At 57.6% G+C, this 24184-nt stretch carries 21 protein-coding genes, 1 tRNA gene and 1 CRISPR repeat array; of the genes, 12 read left to right on the plus strand and 10 right to left on the minus strand.

Annotated elements, in window-relative coordinates; translation table 11 throughout:
• Positions 1–40 precede the first annotated feature (40 nt).
• The 6 genes from QCD60_RS02455 to QCD60_RS02480 all read right to left on the minus strand — a co-directional run bounded on the left by QCD60_RS02455 (position 41) and on the right by QCD60_RS02480 (position 8054).
• Positions 41–835, minus strand: a complete 795-nt coding sequence (locus tag QCD60_RS02455) for an electron transfer flavoprotein subunit beta (RefSeq protein WP_279782092.1) — start codon at positions 833–835, stop codon at positions 41–43.
• The gene (locus QCD60_RS02460; protein WP_279782094.1) at positions 825–2090 is read right to left on the minus strand and encodes an electron transfer flavoprotein subunit alpha/FixB family protein; all 1266 of its coding nucleotides are present in this window, start codon (positions 2088–2090) and stop codon (positions 825–827) included. The genes QCD60_RS02455 and QCD60_RS02460 overlap by 11 nt, the downstream gene beginning before the upstream one ends.
• Positions 2090–4084 (minus strand): (Fe-S)-binding protein, encoded by a 1995-nt coding sequence (locus QCD60_RS02465; RefSeq protein WP_279782096.1) that lies wholly within the window; start codon positions 4082–4084, stop codon positions 2090–2092. The genes QCD60_RS02460 and QCD60_RS02465 overlap by 1 nt, the downstream gene beginning before the upstream one ends.
• 123 nt (positions 4085–4207) lie before the next feature.
• Positions 4208–6280 carry a dimethylglycine demethylation protein DgcA gene (gene dgcA, locus QCD60_RS02470; RefSeq protein WP_279782098.1) on the minus strand — a complete coding sequence of 691 codons (2073 nt, stop codon included), beginning with the start codon at positions 6278–6280 and terminating at the stop codon, positions 4208–4210.
• 37 nt (positions 6281–6317) lie between these two features.
• Complete coding sequence (locus QCD60_RS02475; RefSeq protein WP_279782100.1) at positions 6318–6848, minus strand: 4-vinyl reductase; 531 nt, start codon at positions 6846–6848, stop codon at positions 6318–6320.
• 228 nt (positions 6849–7076) lie between these two features.
• Positions 7077–8054, minus strand: coding sequence for a dipeptidase (locus tag QCD60_RS02480; protein WP_279782102.1), 978 nt, complete (start codon positions 8052–8054; stop codon positions 7077–7079).
• 285 nt (positions 8055–8339) lie between these two features.
• On the opposite strand from QCD60_RS02480, the gene QCD60_RS02485 reads away from it, so the two are divergent.
• From QCD60_RS02485 to QCD60_RS02495, 3 genes are all read left to right on the plus strand, one after another.
• Complete coding sequence (locus tag QCD60_RS02485) at positions 8340–8822, plus strand: hypothetical protein (protein ID WP_279782104.1); 483 nt, start codon at positions 8340–8342, stop codon at positions 8820–8822.
• Positions 8823–8839: 17 nt separating this feature from the next.
• Positions 8840–9052, plus strand: coding sequence for a DUF3565 domain-containing protein (locus QCD60_RS02490; protein ID WP_279782106.1), 213 nt, complete (start codon positions 8840–8842; stop codon positions 9050–9052).
• Positions 9053–9128: 76 nt separating this feature from the next.
• Positions 9129–9641, plus strand: coding sequence for a hypothetical protein (locus QCD60_RS02495; protein WP_279782108.1), 513 nt, complete (start codon positions 9129–9131; stop codon positions 9639–9641).
• On the opposite strand, the gene QCD60_RS02500 is transcribed toward QCD60_RS02495, so the two are convergent.
• Positions 9642–10565 (minus strand): LysR family transcriptional regulator, encoded by a 924-nt coding sequence (locus QCD60_RS02500; protein WP_279782110.1) that lies wholly within the window; start codon positions 10563–10565, stop codon positions 9642–9644. It abuts the gene before it with no gap.
• A 158-nt stretch (positions 10566–10723) separates the two neighbouring features.
• Here QCD60_RS02500 and QCD60_RS02505 point away from each other — a divergent pair, with 158 nt between their 5' ends.
• The 3 genes from QCD60_RS02505 to QCD60_RS02515 all read left to right on the plus strand — a co-directional run bounded on the left by QCD60_RS02505 (position 10724) and on the right by QCD60_RS02515 (position 13017).
• Positions 10724–11194, plus strand: coding sequence for a DMT family transporter (locus tag QCD60_RS02505; RefSeq protein ID WP_279782112.1), 471 nt, complete (start codon positions 10724–10726; stop codon positions 11192–11194).
• Between the two features lie 19 nt (positions 11195–11213).
• Complete coding sequence (locus QCD60_RS02510; RefSeq protein WP_279782114.1) at positions 11214–11672, plus strand: DMT family transporter; 459 nt, start codon at positions 11214–11216, stop codon at positions 11670–11672.
• Between the two features lie 172 nt (positions 11673–11844).
• Positions 11845–13017: a hypothetical protein gene (locus QCD60_RS02515; RefSeq protein WP_279782116.1), complete on the plus strand. Its 1173-nt coding sequence runs from the start codon at positions 11845–11847 to the stop codon at positions 13015–13017.
• Positions 13018–13244: 227 nt separating this feature from the next.
• On the opposite strand, the gene QCD60_RS02520 is transcribed toward QCD60_RS02515, so the two are convergent.
• Both QCD60_RS02520 and rtcR read right to left on the minus strand, forming a co-directional pair.
• On the minus strand, positions 13245–14462 hold the full coding sequence (locus QCD60_RS02520) for an RtcB family protein (protein WP_279782118.1): 1218 nt from the start codon (positions 14460–14462) through the stop codon (positions 13245–13247).
• Positions 14463–14620: 158 nt separating this feature from the next.
• A complete protein-coding gene (gene rtcR / locus QCD60_RS02525; protein ID WP_279782120.1) occupies positions 14621–16207 on the minus strand; it encodes an RNA repair transcriptional activator RtcR in 1587 nt (528 codons plus the stop codon).
• 267 nt (positions 16208–16474) lie between these two features.
• On the opposite strand from rtcR, the gene QCD60_RS02530 reads away from it, so the two are divergent.
• The 4 genes from QCD60_RS02530 to QCD60_RS02545 all read left to right on the plus strand — a co-directional run bounded on the left by QCD60_RS02530 (position 16475) and on the right by QCD60_RS02545 (position 19947).
• Positions 16475–16539: transfer RNA gene (locus QCD60_RS02530), tRNA-OTHER, on the plus strand.
• Between the two features lie 485 nt (positions 16540–17024).
• Positions 17025–18185, plus strand: a complete 1161-nt coding sequence (locus tag QCD60_RS02535) for a slipin family protein (RefSeq protein WP_279782123.1) — start codon at positions 17025–17027, stop codon at positions 18183–18185.
• A gap of 213 nt (positions 18186–18398) precedes the next feature.
• Positions 18399–19160: a nucleotidyltransferase domain-containing protein gene (locus QCD60_RS02540; RefSeq protein ID WP_279782125.1), complete on the plus strand. Its 762-nt coding sequence runs from the start codon at positions 18399–18401 to the stop codon at positions 19158–19160.
• A gap of 124 nt (positions 19161–19284) precedes the next feature.
• The gene (locus tag QCD60_RS02545; protein WP_279782127.1) at positions 19285–19947 is read left to right on the plus strand and encodes a hypothetical protein; all 663 of its coding nucleotides are present in this window, start codon (positions 19285–19287) and stop codon (positions 19945–19947) included.
• A gap of 112 nt (positions 19948–20059) precedes the next feature.
• On the opposite strand, the gene QCD60_RS02550 is transcribed toward QCD60_RS02545, so the two are convergent.
• Positions 20060–21010: a DMT family transporter gene (locus QCD60_RS02550; RefSeq protein ID WP_279782129.1), complete on the minus strand. Its 951-nt coding sequence runs from the start codon at positions 21008–21010 to the stop codon at positions 20060–20062.
• 94 nt (positions 21011–21104) lie between these two features.
• On the opposite strand from QCD60_RS02550, the gene QCD60_RS02555 reads away from it, so the two are divergent.
• Both QCD60_RS02555 and QCD60_RS02560 read left to right on the plus strand, forming a co-directional pair.
• Positions 21105–22049: a LysR family transcriptional regulator gene (locus QCD60_RS02555; RefSeq protein ID WP_279782131.1), complete on the plus strand. Its 945-nt coding sequence runs from the start codon at positions 21105–21107 to the stop codon at positions 22047–22049.
• Between the two features lie 259 nt (positions 22050–22308).
• Positions 22309–22774: a CRISPR direct-repeat array (repeat unit 35 nt; unit sequence CCCGCAGACCCTCTGGCCGTTCAGGCCGTTACGAC).
• Between the two features lie 276 nt (positions 22775–23050).
• Positions 23051–24184, plus strand: a complete 1134-nt coding sequence (locus QCD60_RS02560; protein ID WP_279782133.1) for an RAMP superfamily CRISPR-associated protein — start codon at positions 23051–23053, stop codon at positions 24182–24184.

A 24184-nucleotide genomic window follows, 5' to 3' on the forward strand; every position in this document is an offset into this window, starting at 1 on the left:
AGGTAGCAGATAATAAAGCCTGTTCAGTAAACCGAGCGGATCAGCGCAGTACCCCCTCCTCTTTCAGCATTTTCAGGATAGCCGCCGCGCCTTCTTCCACGGTTTTCGGCACGATGACCTGACCGCCATCGCCGGAGGCTTTGGCCGTTGCTGCCTTGAAGCGGTCGGCAGCGGTTTTGGCCTTGACGACCTTCAGACGCTTCGGGCGTTTACGCGCGGGCTGCGTGGTCCATTCACTGCGTTCGCTATCGGTCGTAACCACAGCGCTCAGTACCTCAATCCTGCCGCGCTGTCCCAGTGCAAAAGCACTTTGCCGTGGCGCAGGCGCCGCTTCATCAATGCACAGCACGCAGGGCAGACTGACGGTCAGGGCGCGGCGCTGTCCACGGGGCAGCGCCTGCAATACCGACGCTTTGCCATTACCGACAGACTCCACCGCCGCCACCCGCGGCACCACGGGCCAGCCCAGTTCCTGTGCCAGCAAATAAGGCAGCATACCGGATGACTCGCCCTGCTCTGCCTTACCACCGGTCAGCACCAGCGTAGCCGGATGCTGACGCAGATAATCGACCAGTACCGGCACCACATCGGCTTCTTTAGGCTGCGGCAGCACCTGCAGGGCAGGCAGCCCCATCCCCAGATACTGGCGCAGCGCTTCGTCTTCAGCATCACCGGCATGAATCGCCGCGACCCGGGCTTTGGGCAGTGACAGTGCCAGCTCCAGTGCTTTGGCGTCCTGATCGGCACGACGGCTGCGGGCGGTTTTGGGATGCGCCCCGACCGACAGCAATACGCTGACGTTCAGTTCAGCAGAGGCGTCTTGTTTAGGCTGCATCTTCTTCGCCCTCCTCGGCACCACGGTAGCCGTCTACCAGTTTGATCAGTGCCGCCAGCATATCGGTAGAGTCGGCAATCACCGACAGATCCGCACGTTTGACCATATCGCAGCCAGGGTCCGTATTAATGGCAATCACCTTGTCACACTGGCCGATACCCTGCAGATGCTGTACCGCCCCAGAAATCCCCACCGCCAGATAGACACGGGCGGTGACCCAGGTACCGGTGGCTCCCACCTGACGGAAGCGCGGCATATCACCGTTATCCACCGCCACACGGGAGGCGCCTTCGGTGGCACGCAGCACACTGGCGGCGTTGTGGAACAGGGCAAAATCGCGAATACCGTTACCGGCCGACAGAATAAATTCTGCTTCGCCAAGAGGAACAGCGCTCGGATCGACCGCCACCTGTCCCTTGTCTTCAATGCGACTGATCAGCGCTGGCAGCTCCAGCTGGCGAACCAGCTCTTCCAGCAGCGGTTTGGCTTCATGACGAGTTTCGCTGACCGGCTCGGCACACTCATTGGCCATCAGCAGAATACGTGAGGCCGGGCGCTGCCAGTCTTCACGCTGACCGGCGGCGCGGCAGGTGACCTGACCGTCCGCCAGTGCCCAGGCCTGAGTGGCCGGACGCTGCTTGAGTTTGGCTGCCAGCCGGCGGCCAAGATCACCGCCCCCTTCCAGGGAGTCAGGTAACAGCCACTGGCTGATCTCCAGCGTGCGCTCAAGCGTCGTCAGCACATTGAGACGTTGTTCCGGGGCATAGCCGGTGTATTTGCTGTCATCCAGCTGCAGCAGGCGATCCACGCCAGCGGTATCAAAACCGCTTTCCTTGTGCGCACCGAACACCACGGCCAGTACCGCGCCCTCGCTGCCCGTGCGGGCACTGGTCTGTCTGACCAGCTGATGGGCCAGACCCAGCACATCTTTATCATGGCTGGTCAGGCGGCCACCGACCATGTCGGGTACCACCACCACGTAGAACGCCGGCTGCTCCACCCGGAACAGCGGCAGCTGAACCTCGGTGGTACCGCTGCGGCGTACGCTGCCACCGTCGCCGGTCTGGCCGCCGCTGCGGTCAATACGTTTGATACCGTTGGGGCCGATAAAGCCAACCGCATGAGGATTCTTGCGGACCACCCCGTTGGGGCCCATCCACTGATCCTGCGGCGCTGCCAGACTGGCGTGCAGCGGATGCAGACGGTTGCGCAGAATCCACTCGCGGCGGGGATCACGACGGATAATATCGCTCATCAGGCAGGCTCCCCTGTTTTGCTGGCTGACGCTCTGGCAGGCGCAGCCATGGTCACTGGCTCAGCGGTCTGCACGGCAGCCTTCTGCACTTTAGGTGTGTCCACTTCGATCAGCGCCGCAGCAAGCAGCTCAGCAATGTCTTTGATCTGCGGACGCGGCTCCACCACCCCTTCCAGCATCGCGGTGCACTGTGGGCAGCCTACGGCCACAATCTCGGCACCGGTGGCACGGGCATCGTCCATGCGCATATCGGGGATACGCTGTTTACCGGGAATATCGGTAATCGGCGCACCACCACCGCCACCGCAGCAGCGTGAGCGGAAACCGGAGCGTTCCATTTCTTTCACTTCGATACCGAGACTGCGCAGCAGTTCGCGGGGGGCTTCATATTCACCGTTGTAGCGGCCCAGATAGCAGGGATCGTGATAGGTCACACTGCCGCCCAGATGTTTACTTACCTGCAGCGCACCTGACTGCACCAGCTCGTTCAGATAGGTGGTGTGGTGCAGCACTTCATAGTGACCGCCCAGCTCGCCGTATTCGTTTTTCAGCACATGGAAGCTGTGCGGATCACAGGTCACGATGCGCTTGAAGCGGTACTGCGACAGGGTTTGGATATTACGTTTGGCCAGCTGCTGGAAGGTGGCTTCATCCCCCAGACGACGGGCGACATCACCGCTGTCACGCTCTTCGTGAGCCAGCACAGCGAAGTCCACACCGGCCGCCTTGAGCAGCTTGACGAAGCTGCGCAGGGTGCGCTGATTACGCATGTCGAAGCCGCCATCACCGACCCAGAACAGCACGTCAGTCTGCCTGGTCTCAGCCAGTACCGGGATCGACAGATCAGCCGCCCAGTGCATACGTGAGCCGGGCTCGAAACCGCCGGGGTTATCGGTAGCGATCAGGTTTTCCAGCACTTCCGGGCCTTTGTTGGGCGTGGCGCCCTTCTCCAGCGTGAGGAAGCGGCGCATGTCGACGATGGCATCCACATGTTCGATCATCATCGGGCACTCTTCCACGCAGGCACGGCAGGTGGTGCAGGACCACAGGGTTTCGGCATCCACCAGCCCTTTGACGATGGGCGAATGGGCATTGCCACCGTGCTCACCGATGGGTTTGCCGGGATAAGGGCTGCCGGCATAGTTGACGTCAGTACCGCCCGCCAGACCCACGACCATATCCTGAATCAGTTTTTTCGGGTTCAGCGGCTGGCCGGCGGCAAACGCCGGGCATACTGCTTCACAACGACCGCACTGTACGCAGGCATCAAAGCCCAGCAGCTGGTTCCATTTGAAGTCAGCGGGCTTTTCTACACCGAGTTTGGCGGCGGTCAGATCAATAGCCTTGAGACCGGTAGAACGGCCGACGCCGTCTTCAAAACGCTCGGCACGACGGTGGAAGGCCAGATGCAGCGCACCGGCAAAGGCGTGCTTCATCGGCCCGCCCCAGGTCATGCCAAAGAACATTTCACCCATGCCCCAGACGATACCCGCGGTCAGCACCACCGCCAGCAACCAGCCTCCGGTGCCTGCGGGCAAAATACCGGCCGCTGGCAGGGTCAGCACAAAGAAGGACGCCGCGAATACCAGCAGACTTTTGGGCAGACGAATCCACGGGCCTTTGGACAGACGCGCAGGCGGATCAATACGGCGACGGTAAACGAAGACAGCACCGGTAAACATGGTGGCAGTGGTGAGCAGCAGTGCCCAGGCCAGAATGCGGCTGTCCAGTTCGAACAGATGCACCAGCACGATCAGTACGGCAGAGGCAACAAAGCCACCGGCTGTCGCAACGTGAGTGTTGGACATGGCCTTATCACGTGCCACTACATGGTGGAGGTCGACCAGATAGCGGCGTGGCATTTTCAGTAAACCGCCGATGAGATCCACCGGACTGGCCTGACCCTGACGCCACAAACGCGCGCGGCGCACTGCACCGATCACGGCGAGGGCCAGGGCGACGAATATCAACAGGGAAAGCAGCGTGTTGAGCATAAACCTGGCTCCTGACTGCGAGCTTCAAGCTGTCAGCTGCAGGCTGCAAGCAGCGACTCAATGGCTTGAACGCTTGCAGCCTGGAGCTTGAGGCATGGGGCTACTTATGAGTAACGATGTGGTTTAGAAGTCCTTACACAGACGCAGGGCATCATAGATGGCAGCATGCGTATTACGCTGTGCCACGCAGTCACCGATGCGATACAGCAGGTAGCTGCCAGCGGCCTTGCCATCCAGCTGCTTCAGGCTGGGCTGGGGCGCAATGGCAAACAACGCTTCGATATCGATCTGCCCTTTGTTGAGTGAGTCCTGCTTGAGTGCGTAGTACAGGGTTTCGTCAGGACGTACGCCGTTCTCGACCACCACCTGATCCACCACGCGCTCCTCTTTGGCGCCGGTGTACTCGTTCTCCAGTACCGCCACCAGCTTGTCACCTTCGCGGTATACCTTCTCCAGCATCAGGTCGCCGGTCATGATCACTTCTTTCGGATACATGCTGCGATAGTAAGTCGGGAAGGTGGTGCCGCCTATGGCCACGCCGGGCTTGATGTCGTCGGTCACGATTTCCACTTTGGAGCCCTTGTCTGCCAGATAGTCGGCCACTGACATACCGCTGAACTCACAGATGGTGTCGTACACCAGTACGTTCTTGCCCGGCTCTACCTTGCCGGACAGGATATCCCAGCTGCTCACAACCAGACCCTCATGGGCCCCCCAGTGCTCGTTCTGCTCAAGGAACGGATGACCGCCGTTGGCCAGAATGACGATATCGGGTTTGCAGTCGAGAATGCTTGCGGCATCAGCAGGCGTACCCAGACGCAGGTCGATGTTCAGACGTGCCAGCTCCAGCTGGAACCAGCGGGTGATACCGGCAATCTGATCACGCTGCGGCGCTTTGGAGGCCAGAGTAATCTGCCCGCCCAGCTGCTCCTGCTTCTCGAACAGGGTCACATCATGACCACGCTCAGCCGCCACACGTGCGGCTTCCATACCGGCAGGGCCGCCACCAACGATCACCACCTTGCGTTTGGCACCGGTGGTTTTTTCGATGATGTGAGGCACTCCCATGTATTCACGGGAAGTCGCCGCGTTCTGGATACAGAGTACGTCGAGGCCCTGATACTGACGGTCGATACAGTAGTTGGCGCCCACGCACTGACGAATCTGGTCTACCTGATTCATCTTGATCTTGGCGATAAAGTGCGGGTCAGCGATGTGGGCGCGGGTCATACCGACCATGTCCACATAACCGCCTTCCAGAATGCGGGTCGCCTGATTGGGGTCTTTGATGTTCTGCGCGTGCAGCACAGGCACATTGACCACTTCCTTGATGCCAGCCGCCAGATGCAGGAAAGGCTCGGGCGGATAGGTCATGTTGGGGATAACGTTGGCCAGGGTGTTGTGCGTATCACAACCTGAACCCACCACACCGATAAAGTCGATCATGCCGGTGTCAGCGTAATATTTGGCGATCTGCTTCATGTCGTCATGGGTCAGACCGTCCGGATGGAACTCGTCACCACAGATACGCATACCGACGCAGAAATCCGGGCCCACTTCAGCCCGCACTGCTTTCAGCACTTCCATACCGAAGCGCATGCGGTTCTCGAAGCTGCCGCCCCACTCATCAGTACGTTTGTTAACACGGGGTGACCAGAACTGGTCGATCATGTGCTGGTGTACGGCAGACAGTTCGACGCCGTCCAGACCACCCTCTTTGGCACGACGGGCCGCCTGCGCGTAGTTACCAATCACACGCCAGATTTCTTCCGGCTCGATGGTTTTACAGGTGGCACGGTGTACGGGTTCACGGATACCAGACGGTGACATCAGCGTCGGCCAGTGCTCGCCATCCCAGCGGGAACGACGACCCATGTGGGTAATCTGAATCATGATCTTGGCGCCGTGCTTGTGCATGGCGTCCGCCAGATTCTGGAAATGAGGAATGATCTTGTCGGTCGACAGGTTGACCGACTTCCACCAGCCCTGCGGGCTGTCGATGGCCACCACGGATGAACCACCGCAGATCGCCATACCAATGCCGCCCTTGGCTTTCTCTTCGTAATATTGGACGTAACGCTCGGTGGTCATGCCGCCGTCGGTGGCATACACCTCGGCGTGAGCAGTACTCAGCACACGGTTGCGAATTGTCAGTTTGCCGATCTGAATCGGCTGGAACATTGCTTCAAAGGCCATAACGCACTCCTAAACCCAGACAGTCACCCCAGCCGCTTTACAGCGGTTTGACGACGAACAAGCCGTGATCGTGGCCTTCTTCGGCCTCGCTGTAGACCTGCTCAGCCACGGTGCGAACAGCACTGCCTCTGGCCGCCAGAATCTGGTCAATAGCACCGGCGAACCAGCCAGTGAACATGTAATCAACCTTGCGATTGACCTTGCCGTACACATAGACAAAGGCGGAGTGGTCCAGACGGACGCGGGCAGTGCCGTTATCCAGATCCAGTTCTTCGATCTTGAACAGACCCCAGCCACGCTGAGAAATACGCTTCATGTAGTGCTCAAATACCGCCGCGCCTTCGATGCCGTGGCACTCGGCCTCTTTTTCACACCAGTGCCAGGCAGACTTGTAACCGGCTTTGTAGAGAATCTCTGCATAGCGGTCCGGGCCCAGTTCCTCTTCGATACCGATATGGTTGTTAACAAAGAAGTGACGGGGAACGTACAGCATCGGCAGTGCATCGGTGGTCCACACGCCGGTTTCGCTGTCTACTTCGATTGGCATCTCGGGGGCATGCTTACTCATCAGTCTTTCCTCAGTCGCGGCAGTCACATCACTTGGCACAGGAGATGTTGCCTGCCTCTGGCCTGCTTGGCCGGTTAATCACGGTTTCGTTAGCAGAATCAGGCTCTCAGACCTGCTTTCTGGCGTCATCAGTGCTTTTCAGGCAAAGCCTCCCCAACCCACCACAGCGGGCGACAGGAGGCCGTGCGTTCAGTTAAATCGGTTGAGCGGTAATGCGACGGGTGCGAATTATTCGCCCCACACATCAGCCAGAATACGTACCCAGTTTTCACCCATGATCTTGCGTACCTGACGCTCACTGAAACCGTGCTTGAGCAGGGCTTCGGTCAGGTTGGGGAACTCGCCCAGGGTACGAATGCCCAGCGGGTTGACGATCTTGCCGAAGTTGGTCAGACGACGGGCATAGCCCTTGTCGTGAGTCAGCCACTCGAAGAAGTCATGGCCGTGGCCCTGCGTGAAGTCGGTGCCGATACCGATGGCGTCCTCGCCCACAATGTTCATCACGTAGGCAATGGCTTCGACGTAGTCGTCGATAGTGGAGTCGATCCCTTTGGCCAGGAACGGCGCGAACATGGTAACGCCGACAAAACCGCCGTGATCAGCAATGAACTTCAGCTCTTCATCAGACTTGTTGCGTGGATGAGCCTTCAGGCCATAAGGCAGGCAGTGGGAGTAGCACACGGGCTTTTTCGATTCGAGGATGACTTCTTCGGAGGTTTTGCTGCCGACGTGCGACAGGTCGCACATCACGCCTACGCGGTTCATTTCAGCGACGATCTCGCGACCGAAACCAGACAGACCACCGTCACGCTCATAGCAGCCGGTGCCTACCAGGTTCTGGGTGTTGTAGCACATCTGCACGATGCCCACGCCCAGCTTCTTGAAGATCTCGACATAGCCGATCTGGTCTTCGAAGGCATGGGCATTCTGGAAGCCATAAATGATGCCGGTCTTGCCTTCTTCCTTGGCGCGACGGATGTCACGGGTCGACAGCACCGGGCGCAGCAGATCGCTGTTGGCTTCCATCATCTGGTTGAACTTGACGATATTGTCGACGGTAGCCTGAAAACCTTCCCACACCGACACGGTGCAGTTGGCTGCGGTCAGCCCGCCACGACGCATATCTTCAAACAGATCGCGATCCCACTTGGCGATAACCAAACCGTCGATAACGATGGCATCCTGGTGCAGCTCGGCAGCATTCATGACTCAAAACCTCTCCTGATCTCGTGTCCGGCACAGGCAAAGGCGCAGCACCGGTGATTGAGGCCAGTCTATCCCTGTGGTCTGGGGCCGGGCTCATTAAAAACGACATGGAGATGACGCGAATGCGACAAGGCGTCAATCAGTGTGGCTGTCACAGACAATAGATGACATGTAACTGGTGCCGCTGGCCGCACTCTGAAAGGGAGCAGTTACACAGTTCGTTTGACAGTCCCGGTGAAAAAAAAGTAGAAATAATCCCCCGTAGTTAATACAGAGAAATCAAAAATGCAAAAATTACTAACTAATCTTTTTCAGAATTATGGCTTTATAGATACGACTAATAGCCAGCACAACAGCACCATTCAACTCTTTTCATCTATTTTTAATAGTTCAGCACACAAAAATTTAGAAAAACTTATACTGGACTTTGCTACTTCAACTCGGAACAAACAAGGAATAACTGGGCGAATTAAGATTGATAATTCAGCCACACAGAGCAAACCCAGCAACAAGATAAAATTTTATCATTCAGATATTAGCGGAACTCACACCTTCATATTCGAGCTATACCTTATAAAAACTAAAAAAGAAATCCATATACGCCTCCCCTCCAAAGCAGGGAACAACCATATATCCAAACCAGCATCTACAAACCATACCACCCCAGATAAAAACAAGGAGTTCTATAGAATAAAAGTCTTAGACAAAATGGAAGATATACAGAATATTCTAGATGCACATAATCATATAAAAATATTATCACGTTAAACCTGAGACATTTACCGTTGAAAAAACCAATTGTCGGCTACCACAAGGACGAAGAACAGCACTGGGTAGCACGTCTGGCCTGTGGCCATAATCAGCATGTGCGCCATGATCCCCCCTGGCAAAACCGCCCCTGGGTTATTACCGAGCAGGGTCGTCAGGCCATGCGGGGGGCTGAACTTGAATGCAGGAAATGCGATGAGGGTGCGCCGAGGGACTGGACTACTGAATGACGACACAGTGCCATGAACCATTCCAGATCATGGCCCACTCATATCCTGTCAACCGCCCCGCCGTACAGGATTCTCTATGCACCCGCGACTGCGCCTGATCTCCACTGATAACAACAATGCTGCCCAGCCCGTGCAATCTTCCAGTTTGCTAGCCACGCCGTTACATACTCCCCTGCAACATCTGCGCAATGACCCGGTGATCAAACGCTTTTTTGATCAGGTGCCTGCTCATGTGGCGGACTCTTTTGATGAGCACCAGCTGCGCTATATCCGGCTGGCGCTGAACTCCCGCGCCTGGGGTAATCACTCTATCGATATGCGCGGCTCGCTGGCCTTCCCCTTTCTGCCCAGACAACTCTACTTTGTGCTGCTGATGGGCGTTAACCGCCGCGGCGTCAGCAAAAAGGAAAAGTGGCTGTCAATGCTGTTTACCTCTGCCTCGGTGCTGGGATTTGGCTGCTTCTGCGTGCTGCTCGGTGGTCTGGTGACCTATCTGGCCAACACCGCGGCGGCTGTTGATCAGCTGCCACCGGAACTGCTTGATCTGTGGGACTGGCTGGCGATGAAACTGGGCTGGGGCATTCGCTGATTACGCCGGTGGGTCATCCCACAGCGGCTGATCGCCACCTAACTGGTCGGCAAGAAAGTCGATAAAAACCCGCGTTTTCGCAGGCAGATGCCTGCGCTCGGGGAACATCGCATAAGCTGCGTGCAGTGGCAGCGGGTAGTCCGGCAGCAGCGACACCAGCCTGCCGGCCGCGAGATCCGGCCCGACGATAAAGGTCGGCATCTGGCAAATCCCCAGCCCTGCCACCAGTGCTTCGCGCAGAGCCTCGCTGTTATTGACCTGAAAATTCCCGCGAGGCTGCACCCGCACCGGGCCGTCGCTACTGTTGAAGGTCCACTCGGCGCCACCGCGAAACAGCGAATAGAACAGGCAATTATGCTGGCGCAGATCATCCGGCGTGAGTGGTACACCGTACTGCTGCAGATACGCCGGTGAGGCACAGAGCACGCTGCGCACCGGCGCCAGACGCCGCGCTATCAGCCGCGATTCGGGAATATGGCCAATACGAATCGCCAGATCGAAACCGCCCTCGACCAGATCGACCATGTTGTCGTCCATCACCATCTGCAGCTGAATACCGGGATAACGCCGCAGAAATGCGCTCACCAGCGGCGCAATATGCAGGCGGCCGAACACCATCGGCGTGCTGACTTTGAGTACCCCCTGCGGCTGCCCTTGTAGCTGGCTGATGGCATCTTCGCCTTCCTGCGCCAGCGTCAGTGCTCCGCGCACATACTCGAAATACTGCTCGCCCGCTTCGGTCAGGCTCAGGCTACGGGTCGTACGCTGCAGCAGGCGCGCACCCAGGGTTTCTTCCAGCTGGCTGATCCGCTTGCTGACGGCGGACTTGGTAATGCCCAGCCGCTGCCCTGCCGCTGAAAAACTGCCGCTTTCCACCACCGCGACAAACACCGGGATGGCGGAGAAGCTGTCCACACTGCTCATTGCTGTCCTCTCCCCTGGCCGGCGCCCAAATAGTCAACTTTTACTCAACAACAGGTTTCTCTGACAGCGGATTATAGCCAGCCCTGTTTCAGCGTACAGTGGCGCCTCTGTTAGTCGCCCCGCCCATTTAGCTATCTATTGTCAGGAGAGCAATACCGATGTTTCCCATGCTGAAAGGCTCCACCAATCTGCTGCTGGCGCTGCTGGGCGGCGTATTACTGGCACTGATGATCAAACTGAATGGCGAGCTGGCACGGTACAGCTCGGCGTTGTTTTCCTCATGGGTGGCACATGGAGTCGGGGCACTGGCAGCCCTGTTGATTGTCCGCCTGATCTCAACAACATCGGCCCGGCATCACGCCATTTCATCCCCCGGCAAAGCCCCGCGCTGGAGCTATCTGGGTGGCATCCCGGGGGCGTTTACCGTGCTACTGGCCGGCGTAACCGTCAACAGCCCGCTGGGGCTGGCAGGCTCACTGGCGTTAATGATGGTCGGGCAGGTGATCTTTGGTCTGCTGACTGATCAGCGGGGATGGTTCGGTGTACCACGTCGCCCGCTGACCCGCCGCGATGGGCTGGTCACTGCCTGCGTACTGGCAGGCAGTGCACTGATTATTTTCAGCCGTTAATCCGTTACGAGAAGCAATCATGATTTCCTTTATCCTGCTGGCTCTGCTCAATGGTCTCTGTATTGGTGCCAGTCGTGCTATCAATGGCCGTCTGGGCAGCCATATTGGCGCCTTCCCTACCTCCTGGTGGAACCATGCGGTGGGTTTTGCCCTGCTGTCAGCCCTGTTGCTGCTGACACCCGGGTCCACACCTGCTCTGCTGCAGACATTGCACTCAGCGCCCTTACTCAGCTACGCGGGGGGAGTTATCGGCGTACTGTTTGTGGCACTGAACAGCCATGTGCTGCCCCGCATCGGCACCACCAGAACCGCCGTTCTGGTGATCAGCGGCCAGATGGTGACTGGCGTGCTGCTCGACTTTCACGGGCAGTGGCACGCTTCCACCCTAGCCCAGCTGACAGGCGTGGCCCTGATTGTCGTTGGTATTTATCTGTCGCGCAGACCGGTAAAACCTGCAGCATCACTGGCAACGCGGTAACGCAAGACTGACCAGCCCAGAGCCTGCCCACAGGGAGTGAGGCAAGAACTGTGGAAGTGAGGGGGCGTGATCTGGTTATCACTTCTGCGGCAGGCTAACATCCGCGCACGGTTATCTAAAAACAACAAAAGCCATCTATGCTTAACGCTCTATCCTTAAAGGAGTTTCAAGGATGACTTCAGTGCGTTCGCTGGGAGTCCGCTGTCTGGCGCTCCTGGCATTGGGCTGTTCGACTGCCCATGCGGAGACTCAGGTGCTGCAGGGCATCCTGGGCAAAACCCCTGTTACCGTCGAGCTGACGCTGGACGATCCCAATGCGGTATCCGGCCGCTACTTCTATCAGAAATACCACAGTGACATCGCCCTCGATGGCCAGCTGGATGCCAGCGGCACCCTGCGCATGAGCGAAAATCAACAGTACGGTGATGAACAGTCGCAACAGCCCTGGACACTGCACCGTAACAACGATGGCAGCTGGAGCGGCACCTGGCAGCGCAAGAATCAAACCCTGCCCATTCGACTGACTCCCGCCCGCCAGCCCGCACTGGACGAACAGGAACAGGCCTCGACCTACCTGAACAGCCTCGCCAAAGACTCCCTCTATGATCTGATTCGCCTTGCCGATCTGGCGTTCACCAAGGGCAAGACCGAGAAGTTTATGGGTTACCAGCTGCAATGGTGGACCGAACCCACCTCCAAAATCAGCCTGTTTACCTGGCTGAGCGGCCCGCAGGGGGTCGATCTGACGCTAATCAATCAGGTACTGCGTGACAAACAGTGGCAGGAAGTCACCAGCTATTTTGAGTGCATGCTGGGGGGCAGCCAGACCGGTGGTGGGGATTTCGAACAGACGCTGAAACCGATGTACTTCAATACCTCCGTCATGAGCGTCAGCGTCTTTACCAGTTATTTCTGCGGCGGCGCCCATCCTGATTTTGGTGATAACCCCATCAATCTGGACGTGCATACCGGTAAGGAGCTGACGCTGGAAGATGTGTTCTGGCTGGGTGACGGCAAACCGATTCATTACAACGACCGCACCTACGAGAACTTCGATGAGTTCAGCAAATACCGCAGTGATGTCTTCGCTCCGTGGATCATGAGCTATTTCAGCAAGCTCTACCCCAAGGACATGGGCGTCAATCAGGCCAAGTCGGAAGATGACTGCGACTATCAGGACAGCGATGTCTGGCAGTTTGTGCCCTGGTACTTCACCGCCAAAGGGCTCTATATCAGCCCCTACTTTGCTCGTGTTGCCCGCGCCTGCGAGTACCCCGACTGGCCCTATCTGCCCTACAGCGAAGTGAAGAAGCACCCCGGCGATATCGCCCTGACCCTGCCCTGATAACGAAAAAGCCTGATACGGTCTATCCCGGATCAGGCTCTGCCGTTCCTAACCTGTGCCGTATGGCCGACGCCAGCAGATCAGCCATACCGGGAACTTCTGCTCACGATCTCGCGAGCTAAGGCCAGACAAGGCGAAAAGAACTGAGGAAGCGGAGTTTACTTGTGTAAATGAGCATTCCGAAGGTGCTTTCAACGCCGTATGGCCGACGCGCAGCAGATCGTGTTTTAGCCTTTAACGCACACCACCTGCCGCAGCGTATACACCACCTCCACCAGATCCTGCTGGGCGGCCATCACGGCGTCGATGTCCTTGTACGCTGCCGGGCTTTCATCAATGACGTCACTGTCTTTGCGGCATTCCACATGCGCGGTCGCGGCAACATGCTGATCCAGAGTGATGCTCTTCTTCGCCTCAGTACGCGACATCATGCGCCCGGCACCATGGCTGCAGGAGCAGAAGCTTTCGGTATTCCCCTTACCCCGCACGATAAATGAACGCGCCCCCATACTGCCGGGGATGATCCCCAGTTGCCCCTGCTGAGCACTGACGGCGCCCTTACGTGTCAGCCACACCGTCTGGCCGAAATGCTGCTCCTGCTGCACATAGTTGTGGTGGCAGTTGATAGCCTCTTCCTCTACCACCAGCGGCTTGCCCAGTGTTCTTGCCAGCGCCTGCAGGCTGCGCTGCATCATGGTCTGGCGGTTAAGACGGGCGTAATCCTGTGCCCAGCCGACGGCTTCCACATAATCCGCAAAGTGCTGGGAGCCTTCCTGCAGATAGGCCAGATTGTCATCAGGCAACTGTCTCTGATGGCGCTCCATTTCCTTCTTCGCCAGCTGGATAAAGTGCATGCCGATAAAGTTACCCACACCACGGGAGCCCGAGTGCAGCATGATCCACACCCGCTCCGCCTCATCCAGACAGACCTCGATAAAGTGATTACCGGTGCCCAGCGTGCCGAGATGGCTGAGATGGTTGCTCTTCGCCAGCTTGGGGTGCTTGTCGCACAACGCCCTGAACCGCGGTGCCAGCCATTTCCAGCTCTGCTGCACATCCTCCGGCACATCATGCCAGCTGCCTTTATCACGCTTGCTGCGTCCGACTGAACGGCCGTGAGGGATACAGCGCTCCAGTTCACTGCGCAGCGTTGCCAGTGTGTCGGGCAGGTCACGGGCGTGTACATCCGTGCGTACCGCCACCATTCCACAGCCGATATCCACTCCCACCGCCGCAGGAATAATGGCCCCGACGGTCGGCAGCACTGAGCCAATGGTGGCGCCCATACCCACATGCACATCAGGCATGGCCGCTACCCACGGCCCGACAAAGGGCAGCTGGGCGATATTCATCAGCTGCTGACGGGCACCGTCATCAAAGGCGACTCCCTGCGTCCAGCTTTTGATCAGACCCCCGCCGGGGCTGGTGAAGGATTGGTAGGTCATGGTGTTTTTCCTGTTACTCGTAGGTTGTGTCAGTACACCTCTCTGATAACAAGATCAGTGCCAGCTCCTGAAAACTAATTAACCTATTGTTTTTATTTGGATTTTATAAAAATCAACCCGATCATCCCGGTGGATTTTTATCTGATCCGATAAGCCTGCTATTTATTAAGATCATCAAAAGTCAGCCCGAATCGAGCCAGATACTGTCGCAGCCGGTGGGCATCATTATTTGAACTTTTACGCTCCCGGGAGCGATTAAACAGACGTCTGCCCGCTTCTGACTGGCTGGCACTGTCACGACAGACGGCGACCACCTTGCGCAGCTGGTATTCGTCGAACAGATCAATACTGGCCAGCTGCTCTGCGTCCAGCACCTCATCCAGCGCAGGCAGATCCTCCTGCGGTTGCCGCCGCCAGCCACGCTGCAGCCGTTGCTTCTCTTCGGCCACGATGTCTTCGTTGATACGCCCGCCTTCGGCCAGTGTGGCCATGCGCTGCACACTGGCATTGAGATCACGAAAATTCCCCAGCCACAGCGCATCGCCGTGCTGGGCAAACTGCAGATACTGCTCACGGGCGGCGCGGTTAAACCCCACCTTGCAGCCCAGCAACTCAGTGGCCTGCTGCAGCTCATACTCCAGATTGGGCGCAATATCCTCACGCCGGTGACGCAGGCCCGGCAGCTCGTAGCTCCACAGATTAATGCGCGCCAGCAGATCCTCGCGAAAACGCCCGGCCTCCACTTCCAGCTGCAGATCACGATTGGTTCCGGCAATCAGCTGAAAATCACTCTGCACCGGGTGATCCGCCCCCACCGGATAGAAGCTCTTTTCTTCGATGGCATGCAGCAGCATGGCCTGCTCATCCAGCCCCAGCTCACCAATTTCATCCAGAAACAACAGCCCCCTGTCTGCCCGTGCCAGCAACCCCTTGCGCGCCTGCTGCGCACCGGTAAACGCCCCTCGCTGATGGCCAAACAGGGCCGACATGGCACTGTCACCACGCAAGGTGGCGCAGTTGATGGCCACAAACTCACCGCGCACTGAGCCCCGTCGCTGCTTGAGCTGGTAAATACGCTTGGCCAGCTGCGACTTACCGGCACCGGTTGGCCCGGTAATCAGAATCGGCGCCACCGAACGAATGGCAACCCGCTCTATTTGCTGAATCATGGCGTTGAACTGGGCATTACGGGTATCGATCCCCGATTTCAGAAAGTCGGCTCCCTCCAGATGCTGACGGCGGAAGCGCGAGCCGAGGACATCGTATTTGGACAGATCCAGATCAATCAGCTGAACGGTACCCGCCGGGTTGCCCCCTTCGCGGTCAGGCGCCGTCTGCATCAGCACCGCAGGAATGTAATTGGCCTCACACAGCAGGAACCAGCAAATCTGGGTAACGTGAGTGCCGGTAGTGATATGCAGGAAGTAACGCTCTTCTTCCGGGTTGAACGGATAGTGCTCGGCAAAATCCAGCAGCACCGCATAGACCTGCGCAAAGTCCCAGGGATCAGGCAGGCTGACCTGATGCAACTGCACCTCGGTGCTGGCTGACACACTGGTCATGTCGGCACCGACGTTGTTTGCCAGCCGGCTGTCGCGCGCATCGTGCAGCAAGACAAAGCGATCAACCGCCAGCTCAGGCTGCATCACACACGCCACCGAAGGTCGCCACAGCTGCCAGCGCTTTTTGCCCTTGCCCATGCTGTCCTTGGCGCTACCGAGAAAACCGATCACGACGTTTTTCATCTCTTATCCTTTCCGATAAAAAGCGATTTCATTCGATCAGAAATAGCTGCTTCGTTCAACGTCGGGATACATATCAACCTTACTCATTAATAAATTTATCTATTATTAATCAATGAGTTATATGAATTTTATCGAACCAATCACAAGACTGGCACAGTGCTGGCAATAGTACAGGAGATGATCGAGATTGCTGTGGCGCTGGCTCACAACCCAGGCTGGCATCCCTTCCCTGAAGCAGGATGTACCGCGACTCACTCCAGACCATCACGCCTGATAGCTCAATGGCAGAGCGGCCAAAACGGCAGAAACGGGTTCGATTCCCGTTCAGGCTCACCGGAAAGTCATGAGACTGGGGTTCGAATCCCTAACCTACTTAAACACGAGGTGTGAACGCCTGCTGTGTCGTGGCTTTGAGCCATCCACTGCCGGCCAGTAACACCGCCCTCTCAGGTCGTAACCCGGCTGACTGCGGGCAGCGCCACACGACATGCGGCAAGGATGCCGCCGCGCTACAGGGATAGCTGTTTCGTGTGCCGATGCCTGACAGACCGGGTTCCCCTGAGGGTTCATTACCCCAATACAGATTTAACAGGTCGTTGAAAATCTATCTGCGTTGCCGAATACCGCGTCAAAAACAGGCTCACAGCCAAAGGCTGAACGTGCTTTAGCACGGCCCCGAAGGGGCGAGCGGAGCGAGTCAAATGCTCATTTAGTCCACTAAACTCCGCTTTTTCGCCTGTTTCTTGTGCCCTCGGGGTATTTCCTTGTCTCGGCTACCTCGATAACGTTTTTCAACAGCCTGCTAGAGGACTCAATCATGTTGATAAAGAAAATGCAGGTTGCCGACGAAGAACGTGTGCTGCTATACCGCCAGCGCCAGTTGCAGCAGGTGCTGCAACCCGGCAGCTACCGCTTCTATGATCTGCACAACGAGCTGACCAGCGAAGTGCTGAATATCAACAGCATCGACATCCAGCACGTCAATCTCGATGTACTGCTGACCAAACCGGCCTTCCGTGATCTGGTGGATGTGCATCAGCTGGCAGCCGACGAGGCCGGGCTGCTATGGCTGGATAATCAGCCGCACTTGCTGCTGGAGCCACTGCGCCGTCTGGTGACCTGGAAGGGCAACACCGGCCTGCGCGTGGAGATTTTCCCGTTGCAACAGCTGCTGCCGCTGAGCAATGACCTGCTGTCCGCCCTGATGCGCCGCAACCTGCTGCGTGCCAATGGCCACACCGGGGTATTCCAGCTGACAGTGGCGGAGCAATCCGTTGCCCTGCTGTATGAAAACGGCATCCTGCTGCAGACGCTGCAACCCGGACGCTATGGCTACTGGGCTTTCAACCGCGAGCTGAGTGCACAGGTCTATGACCTCAAATGGCAGGCACTGGATATCAGCGGCCAGGAAATCCTGACCAGGGATCGCGTCAGCCTGCGTATCAACCTGACCGCTGCGTATCGCATCACCGATCCGGTGCGACTGGCTGAGCAGGTCAAGACACCGGCGGATCATCTGTATCGTCGTTTGCAGCTGGCCCTGAGTGAAACCGTGGGCACCCGCACGCTGGATGCCCTGCTGGCCGATAAGGATGCCATCACCAGGGCCGTCGATAAGGCCGTGCGCGGCTATGCCGAATCACTGGGCCTGCAGCTGGAGCAGGTCGGCATCAAAGACATCATCCTGCCGGGTGAGATGAAGGACATCCTCAATCAGGTCGTTCAGGCAGAAAAAGCCGCCGAAGCCAACCTGATCAAACGCCGTGAAGAAACCGCCGCGACCCGCTCGCTGCATAACACCGCGAAAATGCTGGAGAACAACCCGGTCTTACTGCGCCTGAAAGAGCTCGAAGCACTGGAGCGTGTGGCGGAGCGTATCAACCATCTGAACGTCTACGGCGGGCTGGATCAGGTGATGAACGGGCTGGTGACGTTAGGCCCAAGCCCCGTCGCATCGGCAAGACCGAACAAAAGTTGATTAACAGGCTATTGAAAATCTATCTGCGTTGCCGAATACCGCGTCAAAAACAGGCTCAAAATGCTCATTTAGTCCACTAAACTCCGCTTTTTCGCCTGTTTCTTGTGCCCTTGGGGTATTTCCTTGTCTCGGCTTCCTCGATAACGTTTTTCAACAGCCTGATAAGGGCGAACACGTAGTGAGCTGCTGCTCACGGCCCAGGGAGGGAACACCATGCAAGACAAAATTCTGCAGACACTGGCAGCACTGGAACAACCGCAAAGGATGCGCATCCTGTTCGCCTGTGAATCCGGCAGCCGTGCCTGGCACTGCGCCTCGGCGGACAGCGACTACGACGTGCGTTTTATCTACGTCAGACCACTGCCCCACTATCTGAGCATTGGCCAGCACCCCGACACCTTCAGCCAGCCCGTCAGTGACCGTCTCGACCTGCACGGCTGGGATGTACGCAAGGCGCTGGCCTTGCTGCGCAGCAGTAACCCGAGCCTGCTGGAATGGTTGCACTCGAGCGTGGTTTACCGCGCGGATGAGCCCTGGCTGACCGCCTGCCGGGCACTGGCAGCGCAGAGCTTTCGGCCACGGCCACTGTTTCATCACTATCTGGCCATGGCGCACAACAACCGACAGACATCCGCTGACTGGACCGCCAAACGCTATCTCTACGTGCTGCGCCCCCTGCTGTGCGCCTGGTGGCTGGTGCATTACCAGCGTATGCCACCACTGGCTGTGGATGCCCTGTGCGATGGATTACCGCTGGATACATCGCAGCGGGAAAGCATGGCCACGCTGCTCTGCGCCAGGCGCGGGGCTACGGAGCAACAGCCAGTCCAGCGCTACCCCATACTGGATGCACTGATAGCAACACTGACCATTCGTCTGCCCGAACAGCCGCCAGCGATCCGGCCTCCCGCCGACATGGCGCTGTTCGATGAGTTTTTGCTGCACACTGTGGTGCCGCCCCTTCAGCCAGCCTGACAGCTGACAGCCTCTGCAACGCACGGCGGATAAACGCAACACATCCCAGCATTTCGTCGCTGGTTTATGCCGGTCAGCGGCATAGCATGTGACAGGTGGCGAACAGGTAGCGAAGGAGTTTGCGATGAATCGTCTGCACTATATCTACGATCCGCTGTGTGGCTGGTGTTACGGTGCCGCGTCGCTGGCCCGCACGGCGGCGACCATGAGTGATCTGCCATTGTATTTGCATGCCGGCGGCATGCTCACCGGCCACAACGTACGGCGCGCAACGGACATGCGCGAGTTTGAACTGTCCAATGACCTGCGCATTGCTGAGCTGAGCGGGCAGGCGTTTGGTAAAGAGTATCTTGATGGCCTGCTCAACGACCCCGATGCGCTGTTTGATTCAACGCCGCCAACGGCAGGCATTCTGGCGGTCAATCTGGTCACCGATCAGCCACTGGATATGCTGGATGCGATTCAGCATGCCCTCTACCACGACGGCAAAAGCATTACCGATAAGGAAACCCTGAGCGGGCTGGCGGTGCAGGTCGGCGTCGACCATGATCTGTTTCTCGCCGCTTATGGGGATGTGCAGGGCAAGGCCACCGAAGAACATATCGCCGAGACCCGGCAGTTACTGGCTCGTATCGGCGGGCGCAGCTTCCCTACCTTTATTCTCGAACAGGATGACGGCTATCACGCCCTTGAATTCACCCGCTATCTGGGCCAGCCGCAGCAGTGGCATGACTATCTGCGTGCTCTGTTAAGCGGCGATCACCGCCCCACCAGCCCATTACACTGACTCTCTTCAGCACGTTAGTGACCAAAGGGAGCCTGCGCTCCCTTTCTTTATTACTGGCTCTGCCGTTTATACGCCGCCATCTGCGCACCACACTGCCTCATTGTTGCCCCGATCAGCAGGGTTCAGCCTTGGCAGCAGCGGCCGTGACCGCAGGCTGGGGGTTGGACAGCGCCTGCTGCACCTTCCGCGCCTGCAGCATATTATGGCGCCCGATAAAGATCACCGATGCCAGAATCACCAGACTCCCCACCACTGTCATCAGATCGGGGATTTCATCGAAGATCAGCCAGCCAAACAGATACGCCAGTGGCAGGTTGAGGTAACTGAGGTTGGCAATACTGGCCATCGACCCCACCCGCAGCGCACTGATCCACAGGTAGTTATACAGGCAGCCGGAACCGGCAATGGCGAAGATCAGCAGCCACAGTTGCGGCGTCATCGGCTTCCATTCGCTATAGGCCATGGGCGCCGTGAACAACGCTGTTAATACCGACAGCCAGAAGATCAGGCTGAAGGTGGTTTCATGCTTGCCATAGCCCTTGGTCATCACCTGACAGGTCGCAAACCCCAGCGCGCCCAGCAGTGCCAGAAAGGGCACCGCGGTACTTTCCCAGCTCAGCGCATCAGCCGGACGGGCAATCAGCAGCACCCCGGCAAAGCCTGCCAGTGCCGCCAGCCAGTTCAGCGGTGAGATCTTTTCTTTCAGCAGCAGTGCCGCCAGCGGCAGCATAAACAGCGGCTCGGTAAAGAACAGGCTGATCGTCATCGCCAGTGGCAAGTGCGCCAGTGAATAGAACAGCATGTAAGAGCCGAGCCCCACCAGCACCACCCGCATAAAGTGGACGCGGGGGTTATGCCACGCCAGCGTGCGCCAGCCGACATGCAGGGCAAACGGCAGCAGCACAATAATATTGACGAACCAGCGCAGGAACAGCAGCTGCCAGGTAGCCAGCGCATCGCCGGTCAGCTTGATGCAGATATCCATCACCGAGCCGATCAGAATAGCGTTAAGAATCAACAGCATGGCATGTGATTCAGCAGAACGGGAGAAGAGCTTGAACATGATGGCGGGCCTACTCAAGAGCCGACGGCAGACTGGCGGCTGACAAGATACTGCGCTACTTTAGTGCGGCCCCGAAAAGGGGTAAAAGGAGTTCTTGTCTCACCCCTATGAGTTTTTCTCACGGATCATGCGTACCCAAGCCCTGCCCTCCCTCAAAGCCTTACAGGCCTTCGAGGCCGTCGCCCGCCATGGCAGCTTCTCCCGTGCCGCGGAAGAGCTGTTTGTCAGCCAGGGAGCCATCAGTAAACAGATCCGCAGCCTTGAATCGCACTTTCAGCTCAGCCTGTTCCATCGTGGCGCACAGGTCAGCCTGACCCCGGCAGGCGCCCGCCTGTTCGACCAGCTCTCGGGCGCTTTCAGCCAGATTCAGCAGGCCTGCCAGAGCATGGTGCCGACGGGAAAACTGGCGATAAAAGTCCCGATGACTTTCGCCGACCGCTGGTTTATCCCACTGCTGCGCCAGTGCGAGCAGGAGACGGGCCTGCGCCTGAACGTGACCTCGGCATGGCAGTACGATATAGACTTTCGCCGTGAGCAGTTCGATATGGCCATCATTTTTAATGACGTGCCGGGCGGTGATCATTCGGTTTATACCGAAACCCTGATCTGCGTAAAAAGCCCCCATTACCCCGGCCCGCGCCCCGGCGAAAGCACTGCTGACTGGCTGGCCCACGCCCACCTGATCTCCCCCTCACGCATTTTCAATGACTGGGACCGCTACCTCGACGCCCTCAGCCTGCCGCGTGCCATCGTCCAGCAGGCCTCGATGATCGCCACCGACTCCATGCTGTCAGCCATTCAGGCGGCCAGCCACGGTCAGGGGCTGGCCGTGGTGGATAAACTCTTTGTGCAGGAAGAATTGCAGAACGGCCGGCTGGAACAGATCGACCCGACCGAAGTGCAGCCGGGCGGCCACTATCAGCTGTGCTTTGCCAGCCACTGGAAAGGCACCCGCGAGCTGGACAGCCTCTACCGCTGGATGGTGGAGACACTGGAGAGGCAGACGGGGCAACCTGCTCAGGAGAAACGGCAGCGATAGGATGATTGCCTGTTGCGCCTCGGATGTGGTGTGATAGGCAGCGCGTGGATAAGCGCAAAATGCTCTTTAACAACAAAGGTTGTCAGATTACCTTCTGCAACATTCCAAAAAATCACCGTCAACCACTTGATTTCAAAAGAAATCTTGTCAAAAAAGCGGCGATTTTCGGGTGTTTTTCAGGGTCTGCCCTGTGGATAACCTGGGGCCGTCAAAAACCGGCTCGCAAGGCGTTGATGGTAAAAGAGAATTTTGGGGTGCTCCCGCAGACCCTCTGGCCGTTCAGGCCGTTACGACATGGTAGTGCTGTTGACGCTGCGCAAAAATGACATGCCCGCAGACCCTCTGGCCGTTCAGGCCGTTACGACTGTTTGTAGTTTTGAACTTCAGTGTGGGCACTACCCCGCAGACCCTCTGGCCGTTCAGGCCGTTACGACAGACGAACCAAACACTTCTGGATAGAGTCTTCTTTCCCGCAGACCCTCTGGCCGTTCAGGCCGTTACGACCCAGTGTCAGGACCATGGGCGTATCCGCTATGGGATCCCCGCAGACCCCCTGGCCGTTCAGGCCGTTACGACGAACTCAGAGCCTGCTCTACTTGGCGACGATTCAACTTCCCGCAGACCCTCTGGCCGTTCAGGCCGTTACGACTCTACGTGGTGCTTGTAGCGGGGCAGCAGCTCGTTCGGTCCCCCGCAGGCCCTCTGGCCGTTCAGGCCATTTTTCTACTTCCAGACGGCGGTAAACGGTGCGGTTCGTGCCTCACCGTCACCCTACCGCTGGGCTGATGTAGGGTGATGGTGAACGCAGTGAACCTCACCGTCTGCCACTCACATCGTTACTGCCAGATCAATAACACACCCTCCCCGATCACAACTCCCTGAAATTTATCTTGTTATGTTCACGCTGGATGGCTAAAACAGTGCAAAGCCTGTTTACAGTCATCCCCCTTCCGGTGGCGCTGTATGCCCCGCCGAGTGAAGGATTACAGAGGTTCCGCAGCGTGGCCGATACGACTCAAATACCCTGGTACAAACAAACTCTGCACCGCTCTACCTATTCCCTCAGTTTCAATACCCCTGCCTTTTTAGGTGATGCCGAACAATTCGGCGGCTGGCGCACGCCGCCTATCAAGGCGCTGCTGCGCTTCTGGTGGCGCATTGCCAGCTGGCCCGCCATGGAGGGTGATATCGCCAGATTGCGCGAAGCGGAAAAGGCATTGTTTGGGGGTATCGGGCAAAACGGGGAGGAGAAAAATGCTGCCCAGCGCAGTCTGGTGCAGTTGCGGTTGGAACCTTGGGAGGACGGAAAGCTGACGATAGACAACACGCTGCAAAGCTATAGTTACCTAGGCTACGGACCACTTGGCACCGATACCGAGGGTTCTAAAGAGCAAACAAAAGACACGCGAACGCGCAATGCCATTACCCCAGGCAGCCGTCACACCAAGCTGATCATTACTCACCCTGCTGACATCGACCTGACCCCGACCCTACAGCTCATACAATGGTTTGGCACATTGGGCAGCCGCAGCGCCAATGGCTGGGGTTCACTGCATATTGAAGAGCTGCAAACGGCGGTATCTCCCCTTCCCGTTGAATCCAATCTCAAAGCCTGTTTCAGCCATAACTGGCCCCATACCATCGGCTATGACGACACAGGGCTACTGATATGGAAAACGCCAGTACGCCCGTCTTGGGAGCAGGCAATGAAGCAACTTGCCCAGATCAAGAAAAGCATCCGCACCAAAGCCAAGGGTGAAGCTGACGGGGATGATGTCACACACTTCAGGTCTGAACCGCAGAAAGATCAAACAGCAGCAGGTGTGCACTTATTGGGCTATCCCGTGGGTGACAAACCGAAGAAAGGTAAACATCTGCCCACATGGAAGCTGGCTGAATGGCCAGATGATGCCCGAATTACCTCGCAGCTACGCTTTAAAGTGATACGTCAGCACCACAACGGCAAAGACCAATACTACGGTCTTATTTACCACCTGCCCCACTCCCTGCCCATCGAGCAGCCATGGCTGCAGGCCAACCAACTCTCTATCTGGCAAGCCCTCCACAAAGAACTGGATAGCAACACCCAGCTCAATGTGCAGCGTTTCACCCCCACCCAGCAAGGAGCCCAATAA

The organism is Pokkaliibacter sp. MBI-7 (assembly GCF_029846635.1).
Classification (GTDB): Bacteria; Pseudomonadota; Gammaproteobacteria; order Pseudomonadales; family Balneatricaceae; genus Pokkaliibacter.